Annotated in this window: 25 protein-coding genes and 1 tRNA gene; 14 read left to right on the top strand and 12 right to left on the bottom strand. The window is 67.4% G+C overall.

The features are described from left to right. Positions 1–25 precede the first annotated feature (25 nt). Entirely contained in the window at positions 26–718 is a 693-nt protein-coding gene (locus tag OX89_RS12270) for a GntR family transcriptional regulator (RefSeq protein WP_047350809.1), read from the bottom strand. 117 nt (positions 719–835) lie between these two features. On the opposite strand from OX89_RS12270, the gene OX89_RS12265 reads away from it, so the two are divergent. After that, a complete protein-coding gene (locus OX89_RS12265; RefSeq protein ID WP_047350808.1) occupies positions 836–2,293 on the top strand; it encodes an aldehyde dehydrogenase family protein in 1,458 nt (485 codons plus the stop codon). A 61-nt stretch (positions 2,294–2,354) separates the two neighbouring features. Here OX89_RS12265 and xdhC read toward each other — a convergent pair whose 3' ends face one another. Further along, a complete protein-coding gene (gene xdhC / locus OX89_RS12260; RefSeq protein WP_047350807.1) occupies positions 2,355–3,191 on the bottom strand; it encodes a xanthine dehydrogenase accessory protein XdhC in 837 nt (278 codons plus the stop codon). Positions 3,192–3,351: 160 nt separating this feature from the next. Here xdhC and OX89_RS12255 point away from each other — a divergent pair, with 160 nt between their 5' ends. Further along, the gene (locus OX89_RS12255) at positions 3,352–3,825 is read left to right on the top strand and encodes a hypothetical protein (RefSeq protein WP_015912752.1); all 474 of its coding nucleotides are present in this window, start codon (positions 3,352–3,354) and stop codon (positions 3,823–3,825) included. Between the two features lie 186 nt (positions 3,826–4,011). Here OX89_RS12255 and uraH read toward each other — a convergent pair whose 3' ends face one another. From uraH to OX89_RS19280, 3 genes are all read right to left on the bottom strand, one after another. Continuing rightward, positions 4,012–4,362 carry a hydroxyisourate hydrolase gene (uraH, locus tag OX89_RS12250; RefSeq protein ID WP_047350806.1) on the bottom strand — a complete coding sequence of 117 codons (351 nt, stop codon included), beginning with the start codon at positions 4,360–4,362 and terminating at the stop codon, positions 4,012–4,014. 321 nt (positions 4,363–4,683) lie between these two features. Further along, positions 4,684–6,006, bottom strand: a complete 1,323-nt coding sequence (locus tag OX89_RS12245) for a glycerate kinase (RefSeq protein WP_047350805.1) — start codon at positions 6,004–6,006, stop codon at positions 4,684–4,686. A gap of 57 nt (positions 6,007–6,063) precedes the next feature. Next, complete coding sequence (locus tag OX89_RS19280) at positions 6,064–6,189, bottom strand: hypothetical protein (RefSeq protein WP_255352820.1); 126 nt, start codon at positions 6,187–6,189, stop codon at positions 6,064–6,066. A 42-nt stretch (positions 6,190–6,231) separates the two neighbouring features. Between OX89_RS19280 and OX89_RS12240 the strand changes: the two genes are divergently transcribed. From OX89_RS12240 to OX89_RS12205, 8 genes are all read left to right on the top strand, one after another. Next, positions 6,232–6,909, top strand: a complete 678-nt coding sequence (locus OX89_RS12240) for a GntR family transcriptional regulator (RefSeq protein WP_011804551.1) — start codon at positions 6,232–6,234, stop codon at positions 6,907–6,909. Then, positions 6,906–7,865 carry an allantoinase PuuE gene (gene puuE, locus OX89_RS12235; RefSeq protein WP_047350804.1) on the top strand — a complete coding sequence of 320 codons (960 nt, stop codon included), beginning with the start codon at positions 6,906–6,908 and terminating at the stop codon, positions 7,863–7,865. The genes OX89_RS12240 and puuE overlap by 4 nt, the downstream gene beginning before the upstream one ends. A 70-nt stretch (positions 7,866–7,935) precedes the next feature. Continuing rightward, positions 7,936–9,705, top strand: coding sequence for a 2-oxo-4-hydroxy-4-carboxy-5-ureidoimidazoline decarboxylase (gene uraD, locus OX89_RS12230; protein ID WP_047350803.1), 1,770 nt, complete (start codon positions 7,936–7,938; stop codon positions 9,703–9,705). 7 nt (positions 9,706–9,712) lie between these two features. After that, positions 9,713–11,002, top strand: a complete 1,290-nt coding sequence (locus OX89_RS12225) for a M20/M25/M40 family metallo-hydrolase (RefSeq protein WP_047350802.1) — start codon at positions 9,713–9,715, stop codon at positions 11,000–11,002. A gap of 573 nt (positions 11,003–11,575) precedes the next feature. Beyond that, a complete protein-coding gene (locus OX89_RS12220; RefSeq protein WP_015912744.1) occupies positions 11,576–13,063 on the top strand; it encodes a nucleobase:cation symporter-2 family protein in 1,488 nt (495 codons plus the stop codon). Positions 13,064–13,252: 189 nt separating this feature from the next. Further along, complete coding sequence (locus OX89_RS12215; RefSeq protein ID WP_047350801.1) at positions 13,253–15,562, top strand: NADP-dependent malic enzyme; 2,310 nt, start codon at positions 13,253–13,255, stop codon at positions 15,560–15,562. A gap of 96 nt (positions 15,563–15,658) precedes the next feature. Then, positions 15,659–16,135, top strand: a complete 477-nt coding sequence (locus OX89_RS12210; RefSeq protein ID WP_047350800.1) for a MarR family winged helix-turn-helix transcriptional regulator — start codon at positions 15,659–15,661, stop codon at positions 16,133–16,135. Positions 16,136–16,139: 4 nt separating this feature from the next. Continuing rightward, positions 16,140–17,279, top strand: a complete 1,140-nt coding sequence (locus OX89_RS12205) for an FUSC family protein (RefSeq protein ID WP_052952266.1) — start codon at positions 16,140–16,142, stop codon at positions 17,277–17,279. 74 nt (positions 17,280–17,353) lie between these two features. Here OX89_RS12205 and OX89_RS12200 read toward each other — a convergent pair whose 3' ends face one another. After that, a complete protein-coding gene (locus OX89_RS12200) occupies positions 17,354–18,589 on the bottom strand; it encodes an MFS transporter (protein ID WP_047350799.1) in 1,236 nt (411 codons plus the stop codon). A gap of 143 nt (positions 18,590–18,732) precedes the next feature. Between OX89_RS12200 and OX89_RS12195 the strand changes: the two genes are divergently transcribed. Then, positions 18,733–19,458 (top strand): haloacid dehalogenase type II, encoded by a 726-nt coding sequence (locus OX89_RS12195; protein ID WP_047350798.1) that lies wholly within the window; start codon positions 18,733–18,735, stop codon positions 19,456–19,458. Positions 19,459–19,561: 103 nt separating this feature from the next. Here OX89_RS12195 and OX89_RS12190 read toward each other — a convergent pair whose 3' ends face one another. From OX89_RS12190 to OX89_RS12180, 3 genes are read right to left on the bottom strand one after another with little or no spacing between them, the layout of a single operon-like run. Then, positions 19,562–20,137, bottom strand: a complete 576-nt coding sequence (locus OX89_RS12190) for a YceI family protein (protein ID WP_015912739.1) — start codon at positions 20,135–20,137, stop codon at positions 19,562–19,564. Positions 20,138–20,182: 45 nt separating this feature from the next. After that, positions 20,183–20,761: a YceI family protein gene (locus OX89_RS12185; RefSeq protein WP_041838970.1), complete on the bottom strand. Its 579-nt coding sequence runs from the start codon at positions 20,759–20,761 to the stop codon at positions 20,183–20,185. A 47-nt stretch (positions 20,762–20,808) separates the two neighbouring features. Continuing rightward, positions 20,809–21,375, bottom strand: a complete 567-nt coding sequence (locus OX89_RS12180) for a cytochrome b (protein WP_047350797.1) — start codon at positions 21,373–21,375, stop codon at positions 20,809–20,811. 277 nt (positions 21,376–21,652) lie between these two features. Here OX89_RS12180 and OX89_RS12175 point away from each other — a divergent pair, with 277 nt between their 5' ends. The 3 genes from OX89_RS12175 (at position 21,653) to OX89_RS12165 (ending at position 22,992) form a co-directional block, all read left to right on the top strand. Next, positions 21,653–22,339 carry a DUF3334 family protein gene (locus tag OX89_RS12175; RefSeq protein ID WP_047350796.1) on the top strand — a complete coding sequence of 229 codons (687 nt, stop codon included), beginning with the start codon at positions 21,653–21,655 and terminating at the stop codon, positions 22,337–22,339. A 167-nt stretch (positions 22,340–22,506) separates the two neighbouring features. Continuing rightward, a complete protein-coding gene (locus OX89_RS12170; RefSeq protein WP_047350795.1) occupies positions 22,507–22,833 on the top strand; it encodes a hypothetical protein in 327 nt (108 codons plus the stop codon). 71 nt (positions 22,834–22,904) lie between these two features. Then, a tRNA-Ser gene (locus OX89_RS12165) sits at positions 22,905–22,992 on the top strand. Positions 22,993–23,274: 282 nt separating this feature from the next. Here OX89_RS12165 and OX89_RS12160 read toward each other — a convergent pair. From OX89_RS12160 to cobO, 3 genes are all read right to left on the bottom strand, one after another. Further along, positions 23,275–23,535: an MAPEG family protein gene (locus tag OX89_RS12160; RefSeq protein ID WP_199856240.1), complete on the bottom strand. Its 261-nt coding sequence runs from the start codon at positions 23,533–23,535 to the stop codon at positions 23,275–23,277. A gap of 170 nt (positions 23,536–23,705) precedes the next feature. Next, positions 23,706–24,236, bottom strand: a complete 531-nt coding sequence (locus tag OX89_RS12155) for a methylated-DNA--[protein]-cysteine S-methyltransferase (protein ID WP_047350793.1) — start codon at positions 24,234–24,236, stop codon at positions 23,706–23,708. A 15-nt stretch (positions 24,237–24,251) separates the two neighbouring features. Further along, on the bottom strand, positions 24,252–24,821 hold the full coding sequence (gene cobO, locus OX89_RS12150; RefSeq protein ID WP_047350792.1) for a cob(I)yrinic acid a,c-diamide adenosyltransferase: 570 nt from the start codon (positions 24,819–24,821) through the stop codon (positions 24,252–24,254). Positions 24,822–24,828: the final 7 nt, after the last annotated feature.

The raw sequence follows: 24,828 nt of genomic DNA, 5'->3' as shown, positions 1-24,828 counted from the left end.
CGCTGGAATGGCCCAGGGATTGTCCCTAACCCTGCAGGATGTAATCCGGATGCTGGGCGCATACGTCATCCACCGCGCTGAGCGTGCCCGACAGGTGCTCGCGCAACGCCTCCTGGGCCGCGGGAGCGTTCTGCCGGTCAATGGCATCGAGGATGGCCCGGTGCTGGCGCATGATGACGCCCGTCTTGCCTGCGGTGGGCAGGTGCAGGCGGCGCAGGCGATCCACATGGCCGGAGTAGCGGCGCACCAGCGCCCACAGGCCCATGACGCCGGCCGCCTCATACATCAGGCGGTGAAAGCCGTGGTCCGCTCCCAGAAAGTCGTCATAGCGCTGCGCGGCCGCCAGCGATTCCTGCAGTGCGCACTGCGCCTGCAATTGCACTACCAGGCCGGGAGGCGGCTGCAGCGCCAGCGTGCGCACGATCTCCAGCTCGATGGAGCGGCGCAGGAAGTGCGCTTCACGCGCGGCCGCCACGTCGATGCGGCTGACCAGCGTGGCGTGCTGGGGAAAGACTTCCACCAGGCCCTCCTCTTCCAGGCGCAGCAGCGCCTCGCGGATGGGCGTCTGGCTCACGCCAAATTGCCCGGCCAGGTCGCTGCGCACCAGCATCGCGCCGGGCACCAGCTCCAGCGTCAGAATGGCCTCGCGCAGGCTTTCGAAGACCTGCGGGGCGGCCAGGCGCGCACGGTCAAGGCGGAACTTGGTCAGTATGGGCATACATGGATTCTCGCATTCGTGCACTAATATATTAGTGTTCCAATATTTCAAATGACACGCCTTCAGGGCCGTGCCCGCCTCTCCTTTTCTCCGTCCACACACTTCCCAAGGATTCCCATGTCTGCTTCCTCCCCCCACGGCCTGCTCATCAACGGCGAATGGGTTTCCACGTCCCAGGCCGCGCCCAACACCAATCCCAGCAACCTGGCCGATGTGGTGGGCGAATACGCCCAGGGCAACGCCTCGCACGTGGACGCCGCCGTGGCGGCCGCCACCGCTGCCTTCCCCGCATGGAGCACGTCGGGCATCCAGGCGCGCCACGATGCGCTGGACAAGATCGGCAATGAAACCCTCGCGCGGCGCGAGGAGCTGGGCGCGCTGCTGGCGCGCGAGGAAGGCAAGACCCGCGCAGAAGGCATCGGCGAAGTCGCCCGCGCCGGGCAGATCTTCAAGTTTTTCGCCGGCGAATGCCTGCGCCTGGCGGGGGAGACCGTGCCCTCGGTGCGGCCCGGCATCGGCGTGGAGGTCACGCGCGAGCCCATCGGCGTCGTGGGTCTGATCACGCCGTGGAACTTCCCCATGGCCATCCCCGCCTGGAAGATCGCGCCGGCCCTGGCGTTCGGCAACTGCGTGGTGTTGAAGCCCGCCGACCTGGTGCCCGGCAGTGCGTGGGCGCTGGCCGAGATCATCCACCGCTCGGGCATCCCCGCCGGCGTGTTCAACCTGGTGATGGGCCGCGGGCGCGTGATCGGCGAGGCGCTGGTGCAGCACCCCGGCGTGGCCGCCATCAGCTTCACCGGATCGGTCGGCGTGGGCCGCGGCATCGCCCAGGCGTGCGTGCAGAACGGCAAGAAGGTGCAGTTGGAGATGGGCGGCAAGAATCCGCAGGTGGTGCTGGACGATGCCGACCTCGCGCAGGCAGTGGAGCTGTCCGCACAGAGCGCGTTCTATTCCACGGGCCAGCGCTGCACGGCGTCCAGCCGCCTGATCGTCACCCAGGGCATCTACCCGAAGTTCATCGATGCGCTCCAGGCACGCATGGCGAAAATCAAAGTGGGCGATGCGCTGGCCACGGGCACCGACGTGGGCCCTGTGGTGAGCCAGGCGCAGCTGGAGCAAGACCTGTCGTACGTAGAGATCGCCAAGGCCGAGGGCGGCGTGCTGGCGGCCGGCGGCCTGCGCGTGGCCTGCCACACGGGCAGCGGCAACGAAGGCTTCTTCATGGCGCCCGCGCTGTTCGTGGACACGGCGCCGGCGATGCGCATCAACCGCGAAGAGGTGTTCGGCCCCGTGGCCAGCGTGATCCGCGTGCGCGACTACGACGAAGCCCTGGCCGTGGCGAATGACACGGAATTCGGCCTGTCCGCCGGCATTGCCACCACCAGCCTGAAATACGCCACGCACTTCAAACGCCATGCACAGGCGGGCATGGTAATGGTGAACCTGCCCACGGCCGGGGTGGACTACCACGTGCCCTTCGGCGGGCGCAAGGGCTCCAGCTACGGCCCGCGGGAACAAGGCCGTTATGCGCAGGAGTTCTTCACGACGGTGAAGACGGCCTATACGCTGGCGTGACCCACGACACTCCTGTATTAATAGCTGCTAGCGCTTGCTCCACAAGCGCCAGCGGCCATTTTTATACGCATTCCCCAGCCAGCCGCTGCAGCAACTGCGCGGCCACGGCCACGGCGATCACCTCGGGCTGCTTGCCGGCGATGCCCGGCACGCCGATCGGGCAGGTCACCTGCGCCAGCTCGGTATCCGAGAACCCCCGCGCCGCCAGCCGGTGGCGGAAGGTGGCCCACTTGGTGCGGCTGCCGATCAGGCCGATGAAGGGCAAATCGCCCCGCGCGCGCTGGCGCATGAGGCACGCCGCCACGATGTCCAGGTCCTCGGCATGGCTGAAGCTCATGATGAGCACGAAGGACTGCGGCGCCAGGCCCGGCACGGCCGCCTGTACCGGGTCGGACTGTTCACAGACCACGGACGCGTCGCCCCCCTGCGGCGGGAACACGCCATCGCGGCTGTCGATCCAGTGCAGCGCAAACGGCAGCGGTGCCAGCACCCGCGCCAGTGCATGCCCCACATGGCCGCCGCCGAACAGCGCCACCGGCCGCAGCCGCGGTGCCAGGCGCTCGCGCAAGGCCGGCGCGTCAGCAGCCCCCACGCATTCAAACCGCAGCTGCACCACGCCGCCGCAGCACTGCCCCAGGCTGGGGCCCAGCGCATGTCGCACGAGCGGCATGCCCGAAGGGTTGCCAGCCAGGTGCTCCGCCAGGCGTTCACGCGCTTCGCGCAGCGCCTGCAGTTCCAGATGGCCGCCACCGATGGTGCCGACGAAGTCGTCGCCCACCGCGAACACCGCCAGCCATGCCCCGGCTTCCCGCGGCGCCGAGCCTTGGGTAGACTCCACCGTCACCAGGCAGGCGGGTGCGGTCTTGATACGCTCCAGCAGGCAGTCCAATGCCTTCACTCGCTGATTCCTCCAGCTTGATTCATGCGCGCCACCGCCTTGGTCGTGGCCGCGGTACAGCATAGCGACAAACACCATGCCACAGCTGCCTTCTGCCCCGTCCTCTTCGGCCCAGCGTGCATCCCGTGCGCGCCGAACGTGGTGGCTGCCCGCCGGGGTGATGGCATTGGTCGCGGCGATCGTCTCGGCCTGCAAGTCGGGGCCCGAGGCGCCCTCCGCCCAGGACTCGCGCCTACCGGGCAGCGACGCGCGCGTCACCGGTCCGGTGCCGGCCGCGCAGGGCTCGGCACGCGCGTCGTCCGCGGCCACCCCGCGCGCCTACCGGCAGGATGCCGCGAGCCACATTTATGGCCTGAATGCAGCGCGCATCTACAAGGGCAAGCTGCCGCCGCTGCTGCACGCCATTGGCGTGCTGGAGGTGGACATCGACCGTGCGGGCCGCGTGACTTCGCTGCGCTGGATGCGTGCGCCCCGCCATGCGCCCGACGTGGTGGCCGAGATCGAACGCACGGTGCGCGCGGCAGCGCCCTTCCCCGTGCCCACGCGCATGGCGCGCGTGACCTACACCGACACCTGGCTGTGGGACAAGTCCGGGAATTTTCAGCTCGACACGCTGACCGAGGGCCAGCTCTAAGACGCCGCCGCACAGGCCCCCGCGATGGCGCGCGCCCTGGTTTGCAAGGCGCGAATCACAGCAATAGCCGTAGCGACTGCGGGCATCTGCACCGCCGCAGCCCGCCCAAAGCAGGCATGCGCGACTCGCAAGGAATTGGCTCCGCCTTGCCCTGCGCCGCGCGGCACACGGCGCGGGCTTGCAGCATCAGGACCCGCGGTAGGTGGAATAGCTCCAGGGGCTGACCAGCAACGGCACGTGGTAATGCTGGTCGGCGTGGGCGATGCCGAAGTCCAGGCTCACGCGGTCCAGGAATGAGGGCTCGGGCAGCATCACGCCCTTCGCCTTGAAATACGCCCCCACATCAAACGTCAGCCGGTAGGTGCCGGTGCGCAGGCTGGCGTTGTCGAACAGCGGCGCATCGGTGCGCCCATCGGCGTTGAGTACCAGGCGCTTGACCAGCGTGGCCTGGTCACCCTGCGTGGCATACAGCGCCACCACCATGCCCGCCGCGGGGCAACCGTGCATGGTGTCAAGAACGTGGGTGCTGAGGCCCATGGTGAAGTCTCCTGATGGCAAGCCGCGGCCCGCCGATGGTGATGAGGAATGCGCTGGCGAATGGGCAGGCAAGTGATGCGCTCCCCCTCCCTACGATCAAAGTGTATACAACTTTTGTACGCGATAACGCCACGTCCTGTGGTGCGCCATCCAGGCCAGCTCCCGCGCGGATCCCCTGATGGGGAACAGCCGGCAGGCCGCGCGTACTCAGGCAGCGTGCCGCCTGCGCCAGCAGATCAAAAAAGTGAGCTGCCAGCGCTTTATAGAAGCCACGTTCAGATGCATTTGCATCTGAAGTCCAGCAACAGCAGGCGCGGCAAGCTACAAAACAAGTAGCGCGCGGAAGTCGTTCACATTGGTGTGCGTGGGCCCGGTGACGACCAGATCGCCCAGCCGCTCGAAGTAGCCGTAGGCGTCGTTGCGGTCCAGATGGTCGCCGATGCGTGCGCCCTGCGCCGCCGCGCGCGCCAGCGTGTCGGGTGCCACGCGTGCGCCGGCGTTGTCTTCCACGCCGTCGATGCCGTCGGTATCGGCCGCCAGCGCCCACACCCCTTCCTGCCCCTGCAGCGCCTGCGCCAGGCCCATGCAGAACTCGCCCGCGCGGCCGCCGCGCCCCTTCGGCGCGCCCGGGGCGCGCGGGCGCACGGTGACGGTGGTCTCGCCGCCCGAAAGGATCACGCACGGCCGCGCAAACGGCTGGCCGTGGCGCGCCACCGCACGCGCCAGCGCGGCGTGCACCTTGCCCACCTCGCGCGACTCGCCCTCCATCTCGTCGGACAGGATGTACGCCGCCACCCCCGCCGCGCGCGCCGCATCCGCCGCTGCCTGCAGCGACTGCTGGGGTGTCGCGATCATGTGCACCGCATGGCCGGCAAAGCGGACATCGCCGGGCTTGGGGGTTTCCAGCGCACCGGCCTGCAGCGCTGTGTGCACGGCGGCGGGAATGTCGATGCGGTAGCGCGCCAGGATGTCCAGCGCGTCAGCGCAGGTGCTGGCGTCGGGGACCGTGGGGCCGCTGGCGATCACGGAGGGGTCGTCCCCCGGCACATCGCTGATGGTCAGCGTGACGACGCGCGCCGGCGCGCAGGCTGCCGCCAGGCGACCGCCCTTGATGCGCGAGAGGTGCTTGCGCACGCAGTTCATCTCGCCGATGGCGGCGCCGCTTTCCAGCAGTGCGCGGTTGATGCGTTGCTTCTCCTCCAGCGTGATGCCTTCGGCCGGCAGCGTGAGCAGCGCCGAGCCACCGCCCGAGATGAGACACAGCACCAGGTCGTCTTCGGTCAGCCCGCGGGTCAGCGCCAGGATGCGCTCGGCCGCGGCCAGGCCCGCCGCGTCGGGCACGGGGTGCGCGGCCTCGACGACTTCCAGGCGCTGCGCCAGCCCCTCGGGCCGCGGCGGTATGTGGCCGTAGCGCGTGACCACCAGCCCCGACAGCGGCGCATCCTGCGGCCACAGCGCCTCCAGCGCCTGCGCCATGGAGGCACCCGCCTTGCCCGCGCCCAGCACCACGGTGCGCCCCTTGGGCGGCAGCGGCAGATGCTGCGCCATGCTGTGCAAGGGCTGGGCGCGCTGCACCGCCACGCGGTAGAGGTGCAGCAGGAAGGCCTGAGGGTCGCGCAAGGGGTCTGGGGCTGTCAGGGTCATGGGTCGTTGTCTCCGCCGCGCATTATCCAAAGCACGCGGCCGGCACAAGCCCTACCGTCAATCCAGCGAAACCTTGGCTTCCTTGACCAGTCGCGCAAAGCGCGCCGTATCGTCCTTGATCACCGGCGTGACGGTGTCGAACGACCTGCTGATCTGCCTGCGCGAGCACCTGACAGTCCACAAAAACTGTATACAAAAATTGTCTTTCACGACTATGATGGCCGCATGGAAACCTCCACCACCGGCTTCATCGTCGAAAGCCTCACGCGCGCCATCGTCGAGCACCGCCTGTTGCCCGGCACCAAGCTGGCCGAGCAGAAGCTCGCCGACCATTTCGGCGTGTCGCGCACGCTGGTGCGCCAGGCGCTGTTCCAGCTGTCGCAGAACCGCCTGATCCGTCTGGAGCCCGCGCGCGGCGCCTTCGTGGCCGCGCCCTCGGTCCAGGAAGCGCGCCAGGTGTTCGCCGTGCGCCGCATGCTGGAGGCCGAGATGGTGCGTGCCTTCCTGGCGCAGAGCACGCCCGCGAAAATCCGCGCGCTGAAGGCCCATGTCGCGGCCGAGAAGAAGGCCATGGAGGGCAACGACGTGGGCCAGCGCACCGAACTGCTGGGCGACTTCCACGTGCGCATGGCCGAGCTCATGGGCAACGACGTGCTGGCCCAGTTGCTGGGCGAGTTGATCTCGCGCTGCGCCCTCATCACGCTGATGTACCAGTCCACCACCGCCGCCGAGCATTCGCACGAGGAGCACGCCGCCATCGTCGCGGCACTGGCCGCGGGCGACGCGGCGCAGGCCGTGCAGCTGATGCAGCAGCACCTGGACAACGTGGAGGCGGGCCTGACCTTCGACCGCGACCTGCCGACCAACGACCTTTCGATGGCCCTTTCCTCCGTATCGCCATGACCTACGACACGACGGCGCCCTACCCCCGCGACCTGATCGGCTACGGCCGCACACCCCCGCACCCGCACTGGCCTGGCAACGCCCGCGTGGCCGTGCAGTTCGTGCTGAACTACGAGGAGGGCGGCGAGAACTGCGTGCTCCACGGCGACCCCGCCAGCGAGCAGTTCCTGTCCGAGATGTTCAACCCGGCCGCCTACCCCGAGCGCCACATGAGCATGGAAGGCATCTACGAATACGGCGCGCGCGCCGGCGTGTGGCGCATCCTGCGCGAGTTCGAAAGGCGCGGCCTGCCGCTCACGGTGTTCGGCGTGGCCACCGCGCTGCAGCGCCACCGCGAGCTGGCCCAGGCCTTTGCCGAACTGGGCCACGAGGTGGCCTGCCACGGCCTGAAGTGGATCCACTACCAGAACGTGCCCGAGGAGGTGGAGCGCGCCCACATGGCGCAGTGCCTGGAGATCTTCGACACGCTCTACGGCCAGGGCGGCGACCACGGCCTGGGCTGGTACACCGGCCGCGACAGCCCCAACACCCACCGCCTGGTGGCCGATGACGGGCGCTTTGCCTACGACAGCGACTACTACGGCGACGACCTGCCGTTCTGGATGAAGGTGGCCAAGAGCGACGGCAGCGCGCACCACCAGCTCGTCGTGCCCTATACGCTGGACGTGAACGACATGCGCTTTGCGCTGCCGCAGGGCTACTCGCACGCCGACCCATTCTTTCAGTACCTGAAGGACACGTTCGATGCGCTCTACGCCGAGGGCGACCCGGCCGGCGACAACGCGCCCAAGATGATGAGCATCGGCATGCACTGCCGCCTGCTCGGCCGTCCCGGCCGCATCAGGGCGCTGCAGCGCTTCCTGGACCACATCCAGCACCACGACCACGTCTGGGTGTGCCGCCGCATCGACCTCGCGCGCCACTGGGCGCAGCGCTTTCCCGTACCCGCCATTTAAGCCAAATCGGGCTGTAACGCTTATCCAATAAGCGCGAGCAGCTCTTTTTTTGATAGCTATAGGAACCGCCATGGCCTGGACCCTGGAACAACTCAACGCCGCCTCCCCCGCCGAGGCCCTGCAGATGCTCGACGGCCTGTACGAGCATTCGCCCTGGATCGCCGAGGCGGCGCTGCAGCTGCGCCCCTTCCGCTCGCTGGCCCAGCTCAAGTACGCCATGGTGCAGGTGCTGAACGGCGCCGGCGTGGAACGGCAGTTGGAGCTGATCCGCGCCCACCCCGAGCTGGCGGGCAAGGCCATGGTGGCGCAGGCGCTCACGGCCGAGTCCACGAACGAGCAAAGCCAGGCGGGCCTGACCCACTGCACGCCCGAGGAGTTCGCGCGCATCCAGCAACTGAATACCGACTACAACGCCCGCTTCGGCTTTCCCTTCATCCTGGCGGTGCGCGGGCCGCGCGGCACGGGACTGTCGAGGCAGGAGATCATCGCCACCTTCGCACGTCGCCTGTCCAACCACCCCGACTTCGAGCGCGCCGAGGCACTGCGCAACATCCACCGCATTGCCGAGATCCGCCTGAACGACAAGTTCGGCGCTGAGCCGGTGCTGGGCAACGACGTCTGGGACTGGCACGAGCGCCTGGCCCAGCACAGCGACCCGGGCTATGCCGAGAAAGGCCAGCTCACCGTCACCTACCTCACCGATGCGCACCGCGCCTGCGCCCAGCGCATCAGCCACTGGATGCGCGACTGCGGCTTTGACGAGGTCGAGATCGACGCCGTGGGCAACGTGGTCGGCCGCTACAAGCCAGCCACACCCGACGGCAAGTATTTGATGACCGGCAGCCACTACGACACCGTGCGCAACGGCGGCAAGTACGACGGGCGTCTGGGCATCTTCGTGCCCATGGCCTGCGTGCGCGAGCTGCACCGCCAAGCCAGGCGCCTGCCGTTCGGCATCGAAGTGGTGGCGTTTGCCGAGGAGGAAGGCCAGCGCTACAAGGCCACCTTCCTGGGCTCGGGCGCGCTCATCGGCGACTTCCGCAACGAATGGCTGGACCAGAAGGACGCCGACGGCATCCCCATGCGCGAGGCCATGCAGCACGCCGGCCTGTGCATTGGCGACATCCCCAAGCTGCGGCGCGATGCCGCCCGCTACCTGGGCTTCATCGAGGTGCACATCGAGCAGGGCCCGGTGCTCAACGAACTGGACATCCCGCTGGGCGTGGTCACGTCCATCAACGGCGGCGTGCGCTACGTCTGCGAGATGCTGGGCATGGCCAGCCACGCGGGCACCACGCCCATGGACCGCCGCCGCGACGCCGCCCTGGGCGTGGCCGAGCTGGCGCTGTACATGGAGCAGCGCGCCGCGCGCGATGGCGACAGCGTGGCCACCATCGGCATGCTGCAGGTGCCAGGCGGCTCCATCAACGTGGTGCCGGGCAAGTGCAGTTTCAGCATGGACATGCGCGCGCCCACCGATGCGCAGCGCGATGCCATGGTGGCCGACGTGCTGGCCCAGCTGGAGGAAATCGCCCAACGCCGCGGCCTGCAGTACAAGGCCGAGCTGGCCATGAAGGTCGCCGCAGCCCCCAGCGCCCCCGCCTGGCAGCACCGCTGGGAGAAGGCCGTCGACGCCCTGGGCGTCCCCGTCTACCGCATGCCCAGCGGCGCCGGCCATGACGCCATGAAACTGCACGAAATCATGCCGCAGGCCATGCTGTTCGTGCGCGGCCTGCACGGCGGCATCAGCCACAACCCGCTGGAATCCAGCACCGCCGACGACATCCAGTTGGCGGTGGATGCCTTCAGCCATGTGCTGCAGCAGTTGGCCGCCGAATAACCCATCCATGGAACGCTCCGCCATGAACCAAGACCGCCAAGCCACCTACGCCGCACTGGATGCGTGGATCGACCAGCACTTCGACGAGCAGGTGCGCTTTCTGCAAGCACTGGTGCAGGTGCCCACCGACACGCCGCCCGGCAACAATGCACCGCATGCCGAGCGCACCGCTGAACTGATCCATGCCTTCGGCTTCGAGGCCGAGAAACACGCCGTTCCCGCGCAGGAGGTCAAGGATTACGGCATGGAGTCCATCACCAACCTGATCGTGCGCCGGCCCTATGGGCCCGCGGGTTCGGGCCGCACCATCGCCCTCAACGCCCACGGCGACGTGGTGCCGCCGGGCGAAGGCTGGACCAGGGACCCGTACGGCGCCCAGATCGAAGGCGGCGCCATGTATGGCCGCGCCACCGCGGTGAGCAAGAGCGACTTCTCCACCTTCACCTTCGCCGTGCGCGCGCTGGAAGCGGTGGCCAAGCCCACGCAGGGCGCGATCGAGCTGCACTTCACCTACGACGAGGAGTTCGGCGGCCTGCTCGGCCCCGGCTGGCTGCTGGCGCAGGGACTGACCCGGCCCGATCTGATGATCGCCGCGGGCTTCAGCTACGAGGTGGTCACCGCGCACAACGGCTGCCTGCAGATGGAGGTCACCGTGCAGGGCAAGATGGCCCATGCCGCCGTGCCGCACACGGGCGTGGACGCACTGCAGGGCGCGGTGGCAATCATGAACGCGTTGTATGCCGAGAATGTGCAGTACCGGCAGGTGACGTCGAAGGTGCCGGGCATCCGGCACCCGTACCTGAACATCGGCCGCATCGAGGGTGGCACCAACACCAACGTGGTGCCCGGCAAGGTGGTGCTGAAGCTCGACCGCCGCATGATCCCGGAGGAGAACCCCGCCGAGGTCGAGGCCCGGATTCGCGCCGTGATCACCCAGGCGGTGGAAGGCTTCAATACCGAGCGCGGCTACGGGAGCGCAGACGCCCTACGCGTGGACGTCAAACGACTGCTGCTGGCCAACGCCATGACGCCGCTGCCCGGCAATCAGCCGCTGGTGGAGGCCATCCAGCAACACGGCGAGGCAGTCTTTGGCGAGAAGCCTCCCGCCGTGGGCACGCCGCTGTACACCGATGTGCGCCTCTATGTGGAGCGCGGCATCCCCGGCGTGATTTACGGCGCGGGCCCGCGCACGGTGCTTGAATCGCATGCCAAACGCGCCGACGAGCGCGTGGTGCTGCAAGACCTGCGCCGCGCCACCAAGGTCATAGCGCGCAGCCTAGCAGACCTGATGGCCTGACGCACAGCCGCACCAATGCTCCAGCCCGGCCCATGCCGGGCTTTTTTACGCCCTGCGCCGCTCCCATCGCGCCGACTGGTGGCGAGCAACCGCCGGGCGTAGCTGCGCCGTTGGTAGCCGACACCGCCGCTTGGCAAGCAGCAAGGGCAAACCCCTAGGGCCTGTTCACACTATTTTTGCCAGATGCGTTGCGATCAAAAAGGGCCAGGCGCAAGGCGCCAAACGAAGCTGGGGTGCTACCCCAGCGAGGCTTGGCAACGCCGCGAATGGCCCTTTTTGATCGCAACCCGGAGGGAACGGAGTGAGAACCGCGCCATTCGTCGTTGCCCTCCTAGCCAAGGCCCCGGCCTTGGCGTCGTCACGCGCCTAGATTGGCGCGGTTTTCACGCCATTCGCACTGGCAAAAATAGTGTGAACAGGCCCTAGCAATTCGACCTTGATCGGGGTCGCCTTACGACAGGCAATTCCGCATACTTTGTATACAGTTTTTGTATGGATTGTCGTACGCAATGGCGACCCTGTCCGCCAGGCAGAAACCCTTTGAACAGCAAGCCAGGATTCCAAGGAACACCCATGTCCACGAACGTTCATCCGGTTGACGAAAAACTGCCCTGGGGCCGCGCAGCCACGCTGGGTCTGCAACATGTGCTGGTGATGTACGCAGGCGCGGTGGCGGTGCCGCTCATCGTGGGGCGCGCGCTCAACCTGCCGCCCGAGCAGGTAGCGCACCTGATCTCTGCCGACCTCTTCGTCTGCGGGCTGGTCACGCTCATCCAGGCCTGGGGTGCCACGCAGTGGTTTGGCATCAAGCTGCCGGTGATGATGGGCGTGACCTTCGCGGCCGTGGCGCCCATGGTGTCCATGGCGCAAGCCACGGGCGGTCAGGCGGGCGCGGGGCTGATCTTTGGCGCGGTGATCGGGGCGGGCGTGGTCTCGATGCTCATCGCGCCGGTCATCAGCGGCCTGCTGCGGTTCTTTCCGCCGGTGGTCACGGGCACCATCATCGCGGTGATCGGCATCAGCCTGATGCGCGTAGGCATCAACTGGATCTTCGGCAACCCCGTGGGGCCCACGGCCCCGGCCGTTCCCAACCCGGAGCACCTCAAGTGGCTGGCCGAGGCCCAGGCCGCCGCCGGCGCGCCCGGCTCCTCGCTGCCGCCAGTGCCCAAGGGCTTCGCCGTGGTGCCCACGCTGCCCAACCCGCGCTATGCCGACCTGACAGGCGTGGGCATCTCGGGCGTCGTGCTGCTCACCATCTTGCTGGTGGCGCGCTTTGGCAAGGGCTTCTGGGCCAACATCTCGGTGCTGCTGGGCATCATCGTGGGCGGGGTGGTCACTGCGTCCATGGGGCTGATGGACTTTCACAAAGTGGCCCAGGCCCAGTGGTTCGATATGGTGCTGCCATTCGAGATCGCGCTGCCGGTGTTCGACCCCATCCTGATCCTGACCATGACGCTGGTGATGATCGTCGTGATGATCGAGTCCACCGGCATGTTCCTGGCCCTGGGCGAGATGACGGGGCGCGAGATCTCGCGCGACGACCTCACGCGCGGCCTGCGCACCGACGGCCTGGGCACGCTGATCGGCGGCCTCTTCAACACCTTCCCGTACACCAGCTTCTCGCAGAACGTGGGGCTGGTGGCCGTCACCGGCGTCAAGAGCCGCTGGGTGTGCGTGGCGGGCGGCATGATCCTGATCGTGCTGGGCGTGCTGCCCAAGATGGCGGCGCTGATCGAGTCGCTGCCCACCGTGGTGCTGGGCGGCGCGGGGCTGGTGATGTTCGGCATGGTGGCGGCCACGGGCATCCGCATCCTGTCGAACGTGGACTTTCAGAAGAATCGCAACAACGCGATGATCGTGGCGGTGTCCATCGGGGTGGGCATGATCCCGCTGATCGCACCCAACTTCCGCCAGTGGATGCCCCATGCCATCCATCCGCTGATCGAATCCGGTATTCTGCTGGCCTCGATCACTGCCGTGGTCCTGAACATCTTCTTCAATGGAGCCAGCCGCGACACCTCTGCGGCCGTGCTCGCCGCCCGGCAGGCCGACGCCCACTGAACGTCGCCCTGCCCCGCGCCTTCCACCCGAAGGATCGCGCCCCGCGTGCCGTATGGCGCACGGGGCGCGGAAGGTTTGTTGACGTCCACGCAGGCTGCCGTGCAGGCCCTCCGTCTGCGTCAGCATGCAGTAAGCTTGTCTGGCCCGCGTTGGCCTGTTTTTTTGTGCACCGCACCATTCGTATTTCGTATGACCCAGCCCCTGTCTGCCGCTGAAGCGGCACTGCGCGAAGCCGCGCTCGAATACCACCGCAACATGACGCGCGGCAAGATCGCCGTCACGCCCACCAAGCCCCTGTCCAACCAGCGCGACCTGTCGCTGGCCTACTCGCCTGGCGTGGCCTATCCCTGCCTGGACATCCAGGCCGACCCGACCAAGGCGTTCGACTACACCTCGCGCGGCAACCTGGTCGGTGTGATCACCAATGGCACGGCCGTGCTGGGCCTGGGTGACATTGGCCCGCTGGCCGGCAAGCCGGTGATGGAGGGCAAGGGGTGCCTGTTCAAGAAGTTCGCCGGCGTGGACGTGTTCGACATCGAACTGGACGCACGCGACCCCGACAAGATCATCGAGATCGTGGCAGCGCTCGAGCCCACCTTGGGCGGCATCAACCTCGAAGACATCAAGGCGCCCGAGTGCTTCTACATCGAGCGCGAGCTGTCCAAGCGCATGAACATTCCGGTGTTCCACGACGACCAGCACGGCACGGCCATCATCTCCAGCGCCGCGCTGCTCAATGGCCTGGAACTGGTGGGCAAGCAGATCGACCAGGTCAAGGTCGCCGTCTCGGGCGCGGGTGCCGCCGCCATTGCCTGCGTGGGCGTGATGGTGGGCCTGGGCGTGAAGGTGGAGAACATCTTCATGTGCGACTCCAAGGGCGTGATCTACGAAGGTCGCCCCGGCGGCTTCGATGAATCCAAGGCCCGCTACGCACAGAAGACCGACGCGCGCACGCTGGCCGATGCGGTCAACGGCGCCGACGTATTCTTGGGCTGCTCGGCCCCCGGCGTGCTCACGGCCGAGATGGTCAAGACCATGGCGGACAAGCCCATCATCCTGGCGCTGGCCAACCCCGAGCCCGAGATCCGCCCCGAACTGGCCAAGGCCGTGCGCCCGGACTGCATCATCGCCACCGGCCGCTCGGACCACCCCAACCAGGTCAACAACGTCCTGTGCTTCCCCTACATCTTCCGCGGCGCGCTGGACTGCGGCGCCACCAAGATCACCGAGGCCATGAAGCTGGCCTGCGTGCGCCAGATCGCCGCGCTGGCCAAGGAAAACATCAGCGAGGAAGTGGCTGCCGCCTATGCCGGCCAGGAGCTGACCTTCGGCCCCGACTACCTGATCCCCACGCCGTTCGATTCGCGCCTGATCCTCAAGATCGCCCCCGCCGTGGCGCAGGCAGCGCTGGAGTCGGGTGTGGCCAGCCGTCCCATCGAGGACATGGAGGCATACAAGGAGAGCCTGTCGCGCTTCGTGTACCAGACCGGCATCCTGATGCGCCCGGTGATCAACGCCGCCAAGACGCTGCCCGACGCGCAAAAACGCGTGGCCTATGCCGACGGCGAGGACGAGCGTGCGCTGCGCGCCGCGCAGTTTGCGATCGACGACCGTATCGCCCACCCGATTCTCATCGGACGCCCGGCGGTGATCGCCGCACGCATCGCCAAGGCTGGCCTGCGCATGCAGCCGGGCAAGGACGTGGAGATCTGCGACCCCTCGGACGACCCGCGGTTCCGCCAGTACTGGGAGGCCTACCACCAGCTCATGAAGCGTGACGGCGCCACGCCCGAGGTGGCCAAGGCAGCCGTGCGCCGCTCCAACACCATCATCGCCGCGCTGATGGTGAAGCTGGGCGATGCCGACGCAATGATCTGCGGCCTGGTGGGCACCTACGAGACGCACCTGGAACGCATCCACAGCATCCTGGGCCATGCACCCGGCGTGCAGCAATACGCGGCGCTGAACGCGCTGATGACGACCAACAACGGCACGCTGTTCATCGCCGACACCTACGTCAACGAAGACCCTACGGCAGAGCAACTGGCCGACATCGCCTGGTCCTCGGTGCAGGAAGTGCAGCGCTTTGGCATTCCGCCGAAGGTGGCGTTCCTGTCGCACTCCAGCTTCGGCTCGTCCAAGCGCGCCTCGGCACGCAAGATGCGCGCCGCCCGCGACCTGTTCGTGGCCCGCCATCCCGAGATCGAATGCGATGGCGAGCTGCATGGCGACGCCGCGCTGGAGCCCAAGATCCGCAACAACTATTTGCCGGACTCCACGCTCACCGGCTCGGCCAACCTGCTGATCTGCCCGAACATCGACTCGGCCAACATCCTCTACAACGTGCTCAAGACCACGACCAGCGGCGGTGTCACCGTCGGTCCGATCCTCATGGGTACCTCGGCCGCGGCGTACATCCTCACGCCCGCAGCCACCGTACGCCGGGTGTTGAACATGACCGCACTGGCCGTCGCCAGCAGCGCCGCGCGCCGCAAGTAAGCGCAGCGCACAGCAGGGCCGCCCGCCAGTCCATGGTGCGCGGCCCTTATTTTTTGACAAATCATTTGAATTCAAATGATTTGTTATAATAACAAAATGACTGCTGCCTCATCGTCCGATGCCGCCCGCCCCGCCAACCCCAAGCGCCTGCTGGGCGTGCGGCTCGTGGGCCTGGGCCGGCGTTGGCGCAAGACGCTGGACGCACAACTGGCCGCCGAAGGCCTGAGCGACGCCGTCTGGACGCCGTTGGTGCACCTGCACCGCCTGGGCGACGGCATCTCGCAGACCGAGCTGGCAGCCGCCGTGGGGCTGGACGGCTCCAGCCTGGTACGGCTGCTGGACGCATTGGCAGCCCAGGGACTGGTCGAGCGCCAGGCGCACGCGAGCGACCGCCGCATCAAGCTCGTGCGCCTCACTGCCGCTGGCAAGCGCACGGCCAACGGCATCCGCAAGCGCCTTGCAGCCATCGAGGATGAGTTGCTGGCCGATCTGGACGAGGCCACCGCCCGCACCCTGCTGCAGGCCTTCGAGCAGATCGAAGCGCGCATTGCCAGCGCCCAGCACGAGGACTGATGCCATGGCGTTGCCAACCGGCCCTCTTCTTCCCAGCTCCCACGGCCACGCTCTGCGCCAGGCGTTGGCATCCGCGCGGCTGCGGGAGAGCCTGTCGCTGCAGCGCCCTGCCTCGGTGCGCAACGCCACGATTGCCGGTGTGCAGGTGGCGTTGGCGGTGATCCTGGTTGCCGGGCTGCTGCATGTCTCGCCCTGGGCCCAGGTGGCGGGCTTCGGCGGCCTGGGCGCTCTGGCGGCACTGTTCGGGCGCTTCGCGCCGCTGGCCCGCCGCCGCGGCGTCGTCCTCACGGCCGGGGCGCTGCTGGTCATGCCCGTGGCGCTGCTGTCGCTGCTGGCCTGGTCGGGGCTGGGACCGGTAGCCATGCTGCTGGCCCTGTCGGCCATGGCAGGGCTGCTGGCATCACTGGCCCACCGCATGCAGATGGGTGCGCCGGGAGCGGTGATTTTCATCTTCGCGGCCAGCGCCGCGATCAGTCCGGTTGACAGCGCGCTGGCACTGGCCGGGCGCACCGGCGCCACCGCCCTGGGCGTGGCCGCCGCCTGGCTGTTGTGCCTGCTGACCGACCGCCTGCGCGACCTGGAAGTAGCACCACCGGCCGCAACACCCGTCCAGGCAACGGCGGGGGCACGTGCCCCGAAGCCCCTCACGCCGGGTTACGCACCCGCGCAGTCGGCACGCGTGGCGCTGTGCGCCGCGCTGGCCGCCCTGCTGGCACACGCCGCGGGCTGGGCGCACCCGGCCTGGGCGTCGATTGGCGCGGTGGCCGTGCTGCAAGGTGCGCACCTGCCGGGCACGGTGCACCGCGGCTGGCAGCGCACGCTGGGCACTGTGGTGGGCGCCGGCATCGCCTGGGCGATCCTCTCGTCCGAGCCATCGTTCTGGACGCTGCTGCTGGCCGTGGCCGTGCTGCAGGTGCTGACCGAGGCGGTGATCGGGTTCAACTACGCACTGGGCCAGATTTTCGTGACGCCGATGGCTCTGCTGATGACGAACATGGCGCACCATGGCGAAGCGGCGGAAATGGCACTGTCACGCATCTTCGATACCACCCTGGGCGCGGCGGTAGGGATTGTGTTGGCGCTGGTGCTGTCGTCGCTGGACGAGAGGGTGTACCTTGCGCGCCACCATGGCCGCGCGCAGTGACTTAAGGTAAAAAAGGCCCCTAGCGCCCGTCAAACAAGCGCCAGCAGCTTCTTTTTTGATAGCAAAACAACAGATCAGCGAGCCCGTGTCCGCCGCTCGCAGGCCAGCGCCGCTGTGAACACAGCCAGGCCGCCCAGGCCCAGCAGCGCCCCCACCCAGCCGGTGGAAGTCCAGCCGCCGCCCGCTGCGATGGCCACACCGCCCAGCCAGGCCCCCAGCGCATTCGCAGCGTTGAAGGCCGAATGGTTGAGCGCGGCCGCCAGGGTCTGCGCATCGCCCGCCACGTCCATCAGACGGATCTGCAGCGCGGGACCGATGGCCACCACCGTACCCAGCAGGAAGACGGACAGCGCCGCCGTCAGCGGGTGGTGCGCCGCCGCGACGAACACCACCATCACCGCCACCGACCACCACAGCAGCTTGCCCACGGTGGGCATCAGTGCGCGGTCCGCCATGCGCGAGCCCACCAGGTTGCCCGCCACCATGCCCAGGCCAAACAGCGACAGCGTGAACGGCACCAGCGCCGCCGGCATGCCGGCCACTTCCAGTAGCGTGGGCTTGATGTAGCTGAACACCGCGAACATGCCGCCGAAGCCGATGGCGCCGATGCCCAGCGTGAACCACACCTGGCCCCGCGCCAGCGCGCCCAGTTCGCGCCAGGGGCTGGCGCCCTGCGGCGCGGGCATGTCGGGCACCCAGCGCCGCACCATGAACACCGCCGCCAGCGCGATGGCCCCCACAAACACGAAGGCCGCGCGCCAGCCCAGCAGATTGCCCAGCGCCGCCGCGATGGGCACACCCACAAGCGTCGCGCTGGTCAGCCCCAGCATCACCCAGCCCACGGCCCGGGCGCGCTGGCCCGGCCGTGACAGTGCCGCGGCCACCAGCGCCGCGACGCCGAAGTAGGTGCCGTGCGGCAGGCCGCTGACCAGCCGCAGCAGCCCCAGCGACGCATAACCTGGCGCCAGCGCCGACGCAAAGTTGCCCAGGGCGTAGACCGCCATCAGCGCCATGAGCAGCGCCCGCCGGCCCCAGTGCGCCGCCGCCACGGCCAGCACCGGCGCGCCCACCACCACGCCCAGCGCGTAGGCGCTGATCACGTGCCCGGCCTGCGGAATGCTCACGCCCAGGTCAAGCGCCACCTCAGGCAGCAGGCCCATGATGACGAACTCGCCGGTGCCGATGGCAAAGCCTCCCACGCCCATGGCCAGCACGGCGCGCACCAGCGTGCGCTCGTCCGCGGGGCTGGCGGCATCGGCACCGGCGGGGGGTGTGGCGGTGCTGGAAGTGGGCGTGGCAGAAACAGTCATGGAAAGATCGAAAACCAGGGTTAACCCCAGGGCGCGCGACCATAGCACGCATGGCCCTTCCCCGCCGGCGCACGGGCTTGGGGCGGCTGCACGTACGCGATACAGGTGCTACGCTGCGGCGCAATGCCATCACAGGGCCGACCATGAACGCTGATTCCGCTCTTCAGGAGATCGCCCGCACCGTGCAGGTGCTGGCCTTTGACACCTTTGGCACGGTGGTGGACTGGCACGGCAGCATCGTGCGCGAAATGCAGCAGCACCACCCCCGCGTGGACGCCGACGCCTTCGCCCGGGCCTGGCGCGCGGGCTACCAGCCAGCGATGGCGCGGGTGATGAGCGGCGCGCAGGGCTGGACGCTGATCGACGCCCTGCACCGCCAGATCCTCGACGAAATCCTGCCGCGCTTTGGCCTGGCGCACCTGGGCGAGGAAGAGCGCGTGCACCTGAACCGCGTGTGGCACCGGCTCTCCCCGTGGCCCGACTGCGTGACGGGGCTGACGCGGCTCAAACGCCGCTACACCATCACCACCCTGTCCAACGGCAACATCGGGTTGCTCACCCACATGGCCAAGCGCGCCGGCCTGCCCTGGGACTGCATCCTGAGCGCCGAGGTCTTTCGCGCCTACAAGCCCGATCCCGCCACCTACCTGGGCGTGGCCCGCGTGTTCGAGCTGCCACCGCAGCAGGTCATGCTGGTGGCCGCCCACCACGACGATCTGGCGGGCGCGCGCGCCTGCGGCCTGCGCACGGCTTATATCGAGCGGCCGCTGGAGTTCGGCGCGGGCCACGCCAAGGATGTCTCGCCACGCCCAGGCAACGACCTGCACGCCCGCGACCTGCTGGACTTGGCGGACCAGTTGGGGGCGTAAAGGCCGTTTTGCGTGCGCAATGAAAAAAGGGCTGGCACCTGACGGCACCAGCCCTTGAGGCAGGAGGACGGACCTGGACAGCCGGGCCCGTGTATTTGCCGGCTTACTGCTTGACGGCTTCGATCTGCGCCACGATGCGCACGTTCTTGGGGAAGCCGTACTGCACGCCGTAATCCACGCCGAAGGCCGTGCGATCGATCGTGGTCTCGAAGTCGCCGCCGCACACTTCACGCTTGAGCATCGGGCTGTCGTAGCAGGCGAACTGGTTGGCCTTCAGGGTGACGGGCTGCGTCTTGCCCTTGATGGTCAGGTTGCCCGACACGGCCGTGAGCTTGTCGCCCTCGAAGGTGAACTTGTCGCCCACGAACTTGGCGGTGGGGAATTTGGCGGCGTCAAAGATGTCCGCGCTCTGCAGGTGCTTGTCGAACGACGCGGTACCGGTATTGACGGAGTCGATGTGCAGCGTCAGCTCCACCTTGCCGGTCTTGCCGGCCTTGTCGAACTGCACGGTGCCTTCCTTCTTGTCGAAGCGGCCGCGGTTCACGCTGGCGCCAAAGTGGCTGATCTCGAACGTGGCGAAAGTGTGCGTGGGGTCCACGGCGTACGTGGCGGGCTGGGCGTGCACGGCACCCGCGGTCAGGGCAGCGGCGGCAGCGATGGTCAGGAAGGTGGAACGCATGTCGGTTTCTCCGTAGTAGAGGTTGGTGATTAAAAAGGGGAAGCGTTAAAGCTTGGGCACGCCGGTCAGGGCCAGCTTGAACTTGACCTGCACCTCGTCGGCCACCATGGACGTGTCGGCCCATTCGTTCTCGCCGATCTTGAACGCCAGGCGCTTGATGGCGAAGCTGCCCGCCGCGGTGGTGATGGCGCCGCTTTGGGTCAGGGTGACGGGCACCACGACGTCATGCGCCGCGCCCTTGATGCTGAGCTTGCCGGCCACTTCGTATTTGCCTGCGCCCACGGCCTTGATGGCGCTGGACTGGAACGTGGCCTGCGGGAACTTGGGCACGTTGAACCACACGGGCTTGGGCAACTCGGCATCGGTTTCCTTCACGCCCAGCGTGGCACTGCCGGTATCCACGGTGAACGCCACCTTGCTGGTGGCGGGCTTGGCGGGGTCGAAAGCGACCTGGGCATCAAACTTCTTGAAGCGACCCTCGACGGGCACGCCCATCTGCTTGCTCACGAAGACGATCTCGCTCTGCTCGGGCACGAGCTTTTGCTGCGCGAAGGCGCTGCCTGCGGCCAGCAGCGCGGCGCCGGCCAGTGCCATGCCAGCAAGACGGGGAAGGGACGACTGCATCATGGTGAATGCTCCATTCATGGATCAGGACAGGAAGAGAAACGGGCTCAGCCACGCGCCGGCAGCATGCGGCCTACCAGGCCGTCACGGTCGATAAGCTGGTGCTTGACGGCTGCCGCCACGTGCAGCACGACCAGGGCGGTCAAGGCGTAGGCGCTGATGGCATGCAGGGGCTTGATGGCCTCCGCCAGGGCAGGGCTGACCGGCACAAAGTCAGGCAGCGGCACCAGGCCGAGAAAAACGATGGGAAAGCCCGCGGCCGAGCTGTAGGCCCACCCCACCAGCGGCACGATGAGGAACAGCGCATACATCAGGTAATGCACGCCATGGTGCGCGGCCTGCTGCCAGCGCGGCATGGCTGCCTGCACCGCCGCAGGCAATGCGGGCGGACGGTGGGTCAGGCGCCACAGCAGCCGCAGCACCGACAGCGCCAGGATGGCCACGCCCGCCCACTTGTGCCAGTTGTAGAGCTTCAGGCGCTGGGGCGAAAACGGCAGCCCCGTCATGTACCAGCCGACACAAATCACGGCCACGATGGACAGGCCCAGGATCCAGTGCAGGGCGATGGCGGTGGCGCCGTAGCGCGCGGGCCGTGGTGCGGAAGCGGTGGTCATACGGAATGGTGGCGGTAGAGGAACAGTGCGCGGCGATTGTGCGGATGGGACCCGCAGCAGAGACGGCGCTCTGGTGAAGTGACGCAGTCTAGAGTGCGCTCCGTGCGGTAAGTTTCAACCGTATTGATGTTTCGATTCAAAATTTATGAACGACAGCGGTTAACCACGTTGGACAGGGGCCCTCGCGCACCCGCGTGCGCAGCAGGGCATGTCATGATTCGCGCATTGGCCTTCGCCACCTTTGCGTTCGCCGTCGCCGCACTTTCACCGCATCCCCATGACTCCTCCCTCCACTTCCGTCGTCTACGGCACCGAAGACGTGCTGGTCTCGCTGTGCAACTCCGTGACCCGTGTGCTGTCGGTCGCCACCCAGGGCCCCGTGCACTACTCAGGCATGGTGCAGCGCATCACCAAGACCTGCCTGAAGCCCGACATCGGCTGCTTCGTGCTGTTCGACGGCGGCTTCTCGGGGCTGGTGATCATCAATTTCTCGGCCGCCGCAGCCATGGAGATCTACGAGCGCTACATGCTCAGCATGGGGATGTCGGCGCAGGAACTGGCCAGTTCTTTCACCTCTGACGAAGTCAGCAACGTCATGGGCGAACTGATGAACCAGGTGGTGGGTGACTTCACCGGCAAGGTGCGCCGCGAACTGCAGACCCACATCACGCAGAACCAGCCCAAGATGCTGGTGCTGAACCAACAGGTGGTGCTGAGCGTGGACGCCAACCTCGACCAGCCCGAGGCCCGCCGCGTGACCTTCTACACGGGCAGCAACAACATCTTCTATCTGGAACTGGCGATCGACCGCACACAGTTCATCAAGCTCTACGACTTCGAACCCCAGGACGCGCCCGACCCCGACGCACTCATGGCGCAGGCGGCAGCACCCGCGCCAGCGGCAGCCCCTGCCAGCGCAACGGATGGCGACACCGAGGCGCTGCTCCGGTCACTCGGCATGTAGCATCATTTTGCTATTGAAAATATAGCTGTTAGCGCTTATCCGTAAAGCGCTAAAAGCCAATTTCACTCATAACCCACCCGCGTCCTACGACAAAGGAGGCCTGGTGCCGACGGCGCGCCCGCACACGCCTTCTAGGCTGGAAGCCATTTCCACAGCGGAGTGCCACCATGCCCCAACGCACCTGGAGCGCCAAACGCGAGCGCCAATACGAGCACATCAAGGACAGCCTGCTGGAGCGCGGCGAAAAGCGGGACACCGCCGAAGAAATCGCCGCACGCACCGTGAACAAGGAACGTGCCCAGCACGGCGAGGCCAAGCAGGCCGATCCCCACACACTGCAGGACACGCCTGCCCCGGTACGCGGAGGCCAGCGGTCGCACCAGGGCCCGCAAGGCCGCACGCGCGAGCAACTCTACGAGGACGCCCGCCGACGCGGCATCCCCGGGCGTTCCAAGATGAACAAAGCCCAGTTGGAGGCTGCGCTAAAGCGCTGACGACGAGCCCCCACAGCGCCAAACCACAAGCACCGCGCCGCCCCGCACCCGCTTACAATAGGCGGCTTCGCGGAGACTTGGGTGAGTGGTTTAAACCAGCAGTCTTGAAAACTGCCGACGGGCAACCGTCCGTGAGTTCGAATCTCACAGTCTCCGCCACCGCCAGAAAAATCAGCGCCTCGCGAGGGCGCTTTTTTATGTCCATTCGGGGGCGGATGAAGCGGGTTTTCCAGGGTCACATGTCAATCCGTGATAGCACAACCGCCTGTAGCGCTGCGTTCACAGCATGGTGCGCAATGACTCGCCCGTAGCGCCTCCAGCAGCTTCAGGCGCGCGTGTGCCGAGTGACATGGTTCGCGTGCGCCTGGCACCACTTCTTTCATGGCCGGTGCGTGGTGCCCCTCCCGAAACACAACGGCCCAAGACCGTTGCGCAGCACATCTATGCCGCTGCAAAAAGCAACGCCAATGCGAGTACGGTACCGCCAACATAGGTCCCCAGCGCCCCCACGGCACGGAAAGAGTTGGGACGCGCCAACGTGGCAGAAGCCAACACGCCCATCACCAACAGATAGCGCGACGCGGTCACGCCCACCATCACCCAGCTGACCCATTCCGCCGAACTCCGCTGACCCAGCAGGTAGCTCAGAAGCGCCAGCATGGCTGCATATTCGGCAGTGTTGCCGTGGGCACGCACCGCCATCAACGCCACCGGTCGCCGGGCACCCCCCATTCGCCGTCATGGACCAACCGGTGCCAGCGGCACGCGGCCGCGCTCGCGCTGCAGACAAAGGTTCTGGACGGCGCTGGCGGTGCGCGCCAATGGCGCGATAAAAGGCCGCGCGTTCGGCGGCGGTGTGGGCGTGGGGGCCGTTACGGCGTCTCGTTCAACCAATCGCGCTGCGCGGAAGTATCTTCCAACGCCAGCAGCACACGCTTGCGCGGCAGGCCGCCGCCAAAGCCGGTCAGGCTGCCGTTGCTGCCGATCACCCGGTGGCAGGGCACGACGATGGAGACCTTGTTCTGCCCGTTGGCCCCAGCGACGGCGCGCGTGGCCGTGGGCTGGCGGATGGTCCGCGCCTGCTGTGCATAGCTGCGCGTCTCGCCGTAAGGGATGGCCAGCAGCGCCTGCCACGCGGCGATCTGGAATGGCGTGCCCACCAGGTCCAGCGGCACACCGAACACGCGGCGGCGGCGCCCGAAGTATTCCGCCAACTCACTGGCCAGCAGCACGGTGACCGCATTGCCCTTCTCCTGCAGGACGTCACCGCGAGCAGCCTGCACCTGGGCCAACTCACGCTCCACACCCGGCTGCCCCACGAACTCCAGCAGACACAGCCCCCGGTCTGAAGCCACGGCCAGCATCTCGCCCAGCGGGGTAGGCATGGTCTGCGCATACAGCATGGCGCGGCGCCCCCTTTAGTCCTCGATGCCGCGCTGCGCGGGAATGCCCGCCTGGAACGCATGCTTGATGAGCTTCATCTCCGTCACCGTGTCGGCGATGGCGATGATTTCCTCGGGGCAGCGGCGGCCCGTCAGGCATACGTGCACGTCCTTGGGCCGCGCCGCCAGGGTGTCCAGCACCTCCTGCAGTGGCAGCCAGCCATAGATCAGGGGATAGGTGATTTCGTCGAGCACAACGAGGAAGTTCTCGCCCGACAGGATGGCCGCACGGGCCTTGGCCCAGCCGTCGCGCGCCAGTTGGGCGGAGTGGTCCAAGTCCTTGCTCTTCCAACTGAAGCCGTCCCCCAGGCCTTCGATGGACAGGCCGATCTGCTCGAACATGCGGTGCTCGCCAAAGCGGGCGCCGGGCACCTTCATGAACTGGAAGACCTTCACGGCCTTGCCCCGGCCATGCGCGCGCAGCGCCAGGCCGAAGGCCGCCGTGCTCTTGCCCTTGCCGTCGCCGGTGTTGACGATGACCAGGCCCCGGCGCTCGCCTTCGGCCTTGTCGTAGCGTTTCTCGGTGGGGGGAGTTTCAATCTGCATGCAATGC

This window comes from Diaphorobacter sp. J5-51 (genome assembly GCF_001023515.1).
GTDB lineage: Bacteria > Pseudomonadota > Gammaproteobacteria > Burkholderiales > Burkholderiaceae_C > Diaphorobacter > Diaphorobacter nitroreducens.
Note: the sequence above shows the minus strand (reverse complement) of the source record. Positions and strands in the feature narration are given on the sequence as shown.

Bases quoted from the DNA above. Each gene is read 5' to 3' on its own strand.
- OX89_RS12215 (WP_047350801.1), top strand. From the start codon at position 13,253: ATGACCCAGCCCCTGTCTGCCGCTGAAGCGGCACTGCGCGAAGCCGCG.
- OX89_RS12265 (WP_047350808.1), top strand. From the start codon at position 836: ATGTCTGCTTCCTCCCCCCACGGCCTGCTCATCAACGGCGAATGGGTT.
- OX89_RS12195 (WP_047350798.1), top strand. From the start codon at position 18,733: ATGAACGCTGATTCCGCTCTTCAGGAGATCGCCCGCACCGTGCAGGTG.
- OX89_RS12255 (WP_015912752.1), top strand. From the start codon at position 3,352: ATGGCATTGGTCGCGGCGATCGTCTCGGCCTGCAAGTCGGGGCCCGAG.
- OX89_RS12155 (WP_047350793.1), bottom strand. From the start codon at position 24,236: ATGCTGTATGCGCAGACCATGCCTACCCCGCTGGGCGAGATGCTGGCC.
- OX89_RS12240 (WP_011804551.1), top strand. From the start codon at position 6,232: ATGGAAACCTCCACCACCGGCTTCATCGTCGAAAGCCTCACGCGCGCC.
- OX89_RS12245 (WP_047350805.1), bottom strand. From the start codon at position 6,006: ATGACCCTGACAGCCCCAGACCCCTTGCGCGACCCTCAGGCCTTCCTG.
- OX89_RS12270 (WP_047350809.1), bottom strand. From the start codon at position 718: ATGCCCATACTGACCAAGTTCCGCCTTGACCGTGCGCGCCTGGCCGCC.
- OX89_RS12210 (WP_047350800.1), top strand. From the start codon at position 15,659: ATGACTGCTGCCTCATCGTCCGATGCCGCCCGCCCCGCCAACCCCAAG.
- OX89_RS12200 (WP_047350799.1), bottom strand. From the start codon at position 18,589: ATGACTGTTTCTGCCACGCCCACTTCCAGCACCGCCACACCCCCCGCC.
- OX89_RS12185 (WP_041838970.1), bottom strand. From the start codon at position 20,761: ATGCAGTCGTCCCTTCCCCGTCTTGCTGGCATGGCACTGGCCGGCGCC.
- OX89_RS12225 (WP_047350802.1), top strand. From the start codon at position 9,713: ATGGAACGCTCCGCCATGAACCAAGACCGCCAAGCCACCTACGCCGCA.
- OX89_RS12175 (WP_047350796.1), top strand. From the start codon at position 21,653: ATGACTCCTCCCTCCACTTCCGTCGTCTACGGCACCGAAGACGTGCTG.
- OX89_RS12160 (WP_199856240.1), bottom strand. From the start codon at position 23,535: ATGGCGGTGCGTGCCCACGGCAACACTGCCGAATATGCAGCCATGCTG.
- uraD (WP_047350803.1), top strand. From the start codon at position 7,936: ATGGCCTGGACCCTGGAACAACTCAACGCCGCCTCCCCCGCCGAGGCC.
- OX89_RS12180 (WP_047350797.1), bottom strand. From the start codon at position 21,375: ATGACCACCGCTTCCGCACCACGGCCCGCGCGCTACGGCGCCACCGCC.
- puuE (WP_047350804.1), top strand. From the start codon at position 6,906: ATGACCTACGACACGACGGCGCCCTACCCCCGCGACCTGATCGGCTAC.
- OX89_RS12190 (WP_015912739.1), bottom strand. From the start codon at position 20,137: ATGCGTTCCACCTTCCTGACCATCGCTGCCGCCGCTGCCCTGACCGCG.
- OX89_RS12205 (WP_052952266.1), top strand. From the start codon at position 16,140: ATGGCGTTGCCAACCGGCCCTCTTCTTCCCAGCTCCCACGGCCACGCT.
- uraH (WP_047350806.1), bottom strand. From the start codon at position 4,362: ATGGGCCTCAGCACCCACGTTCTTGACACCATGCACGGTTGCCCCGCG.
- cobO (WP_047350792.1), bottom strand. From the start codon at position 24,821: ATGCAGATTGAAACTCCCCCCACCGAGAAACGCTACGACAAGGCCGAA.
- OX89_RS12220 (WP_015912744.1), top strand. From the start codon at position 11,576: ATGTCCACGAACGTTCATCCGGTTGACGAAAAACTGCCCTGGGGCCGC.
- OX89_RS12170 (WP_047350795.1), top strand. From the start codon at position 22,507: ATGCCCCAACGCACCTGGAGCGCCAAACGCGAGCGCCAATACGAGCAC.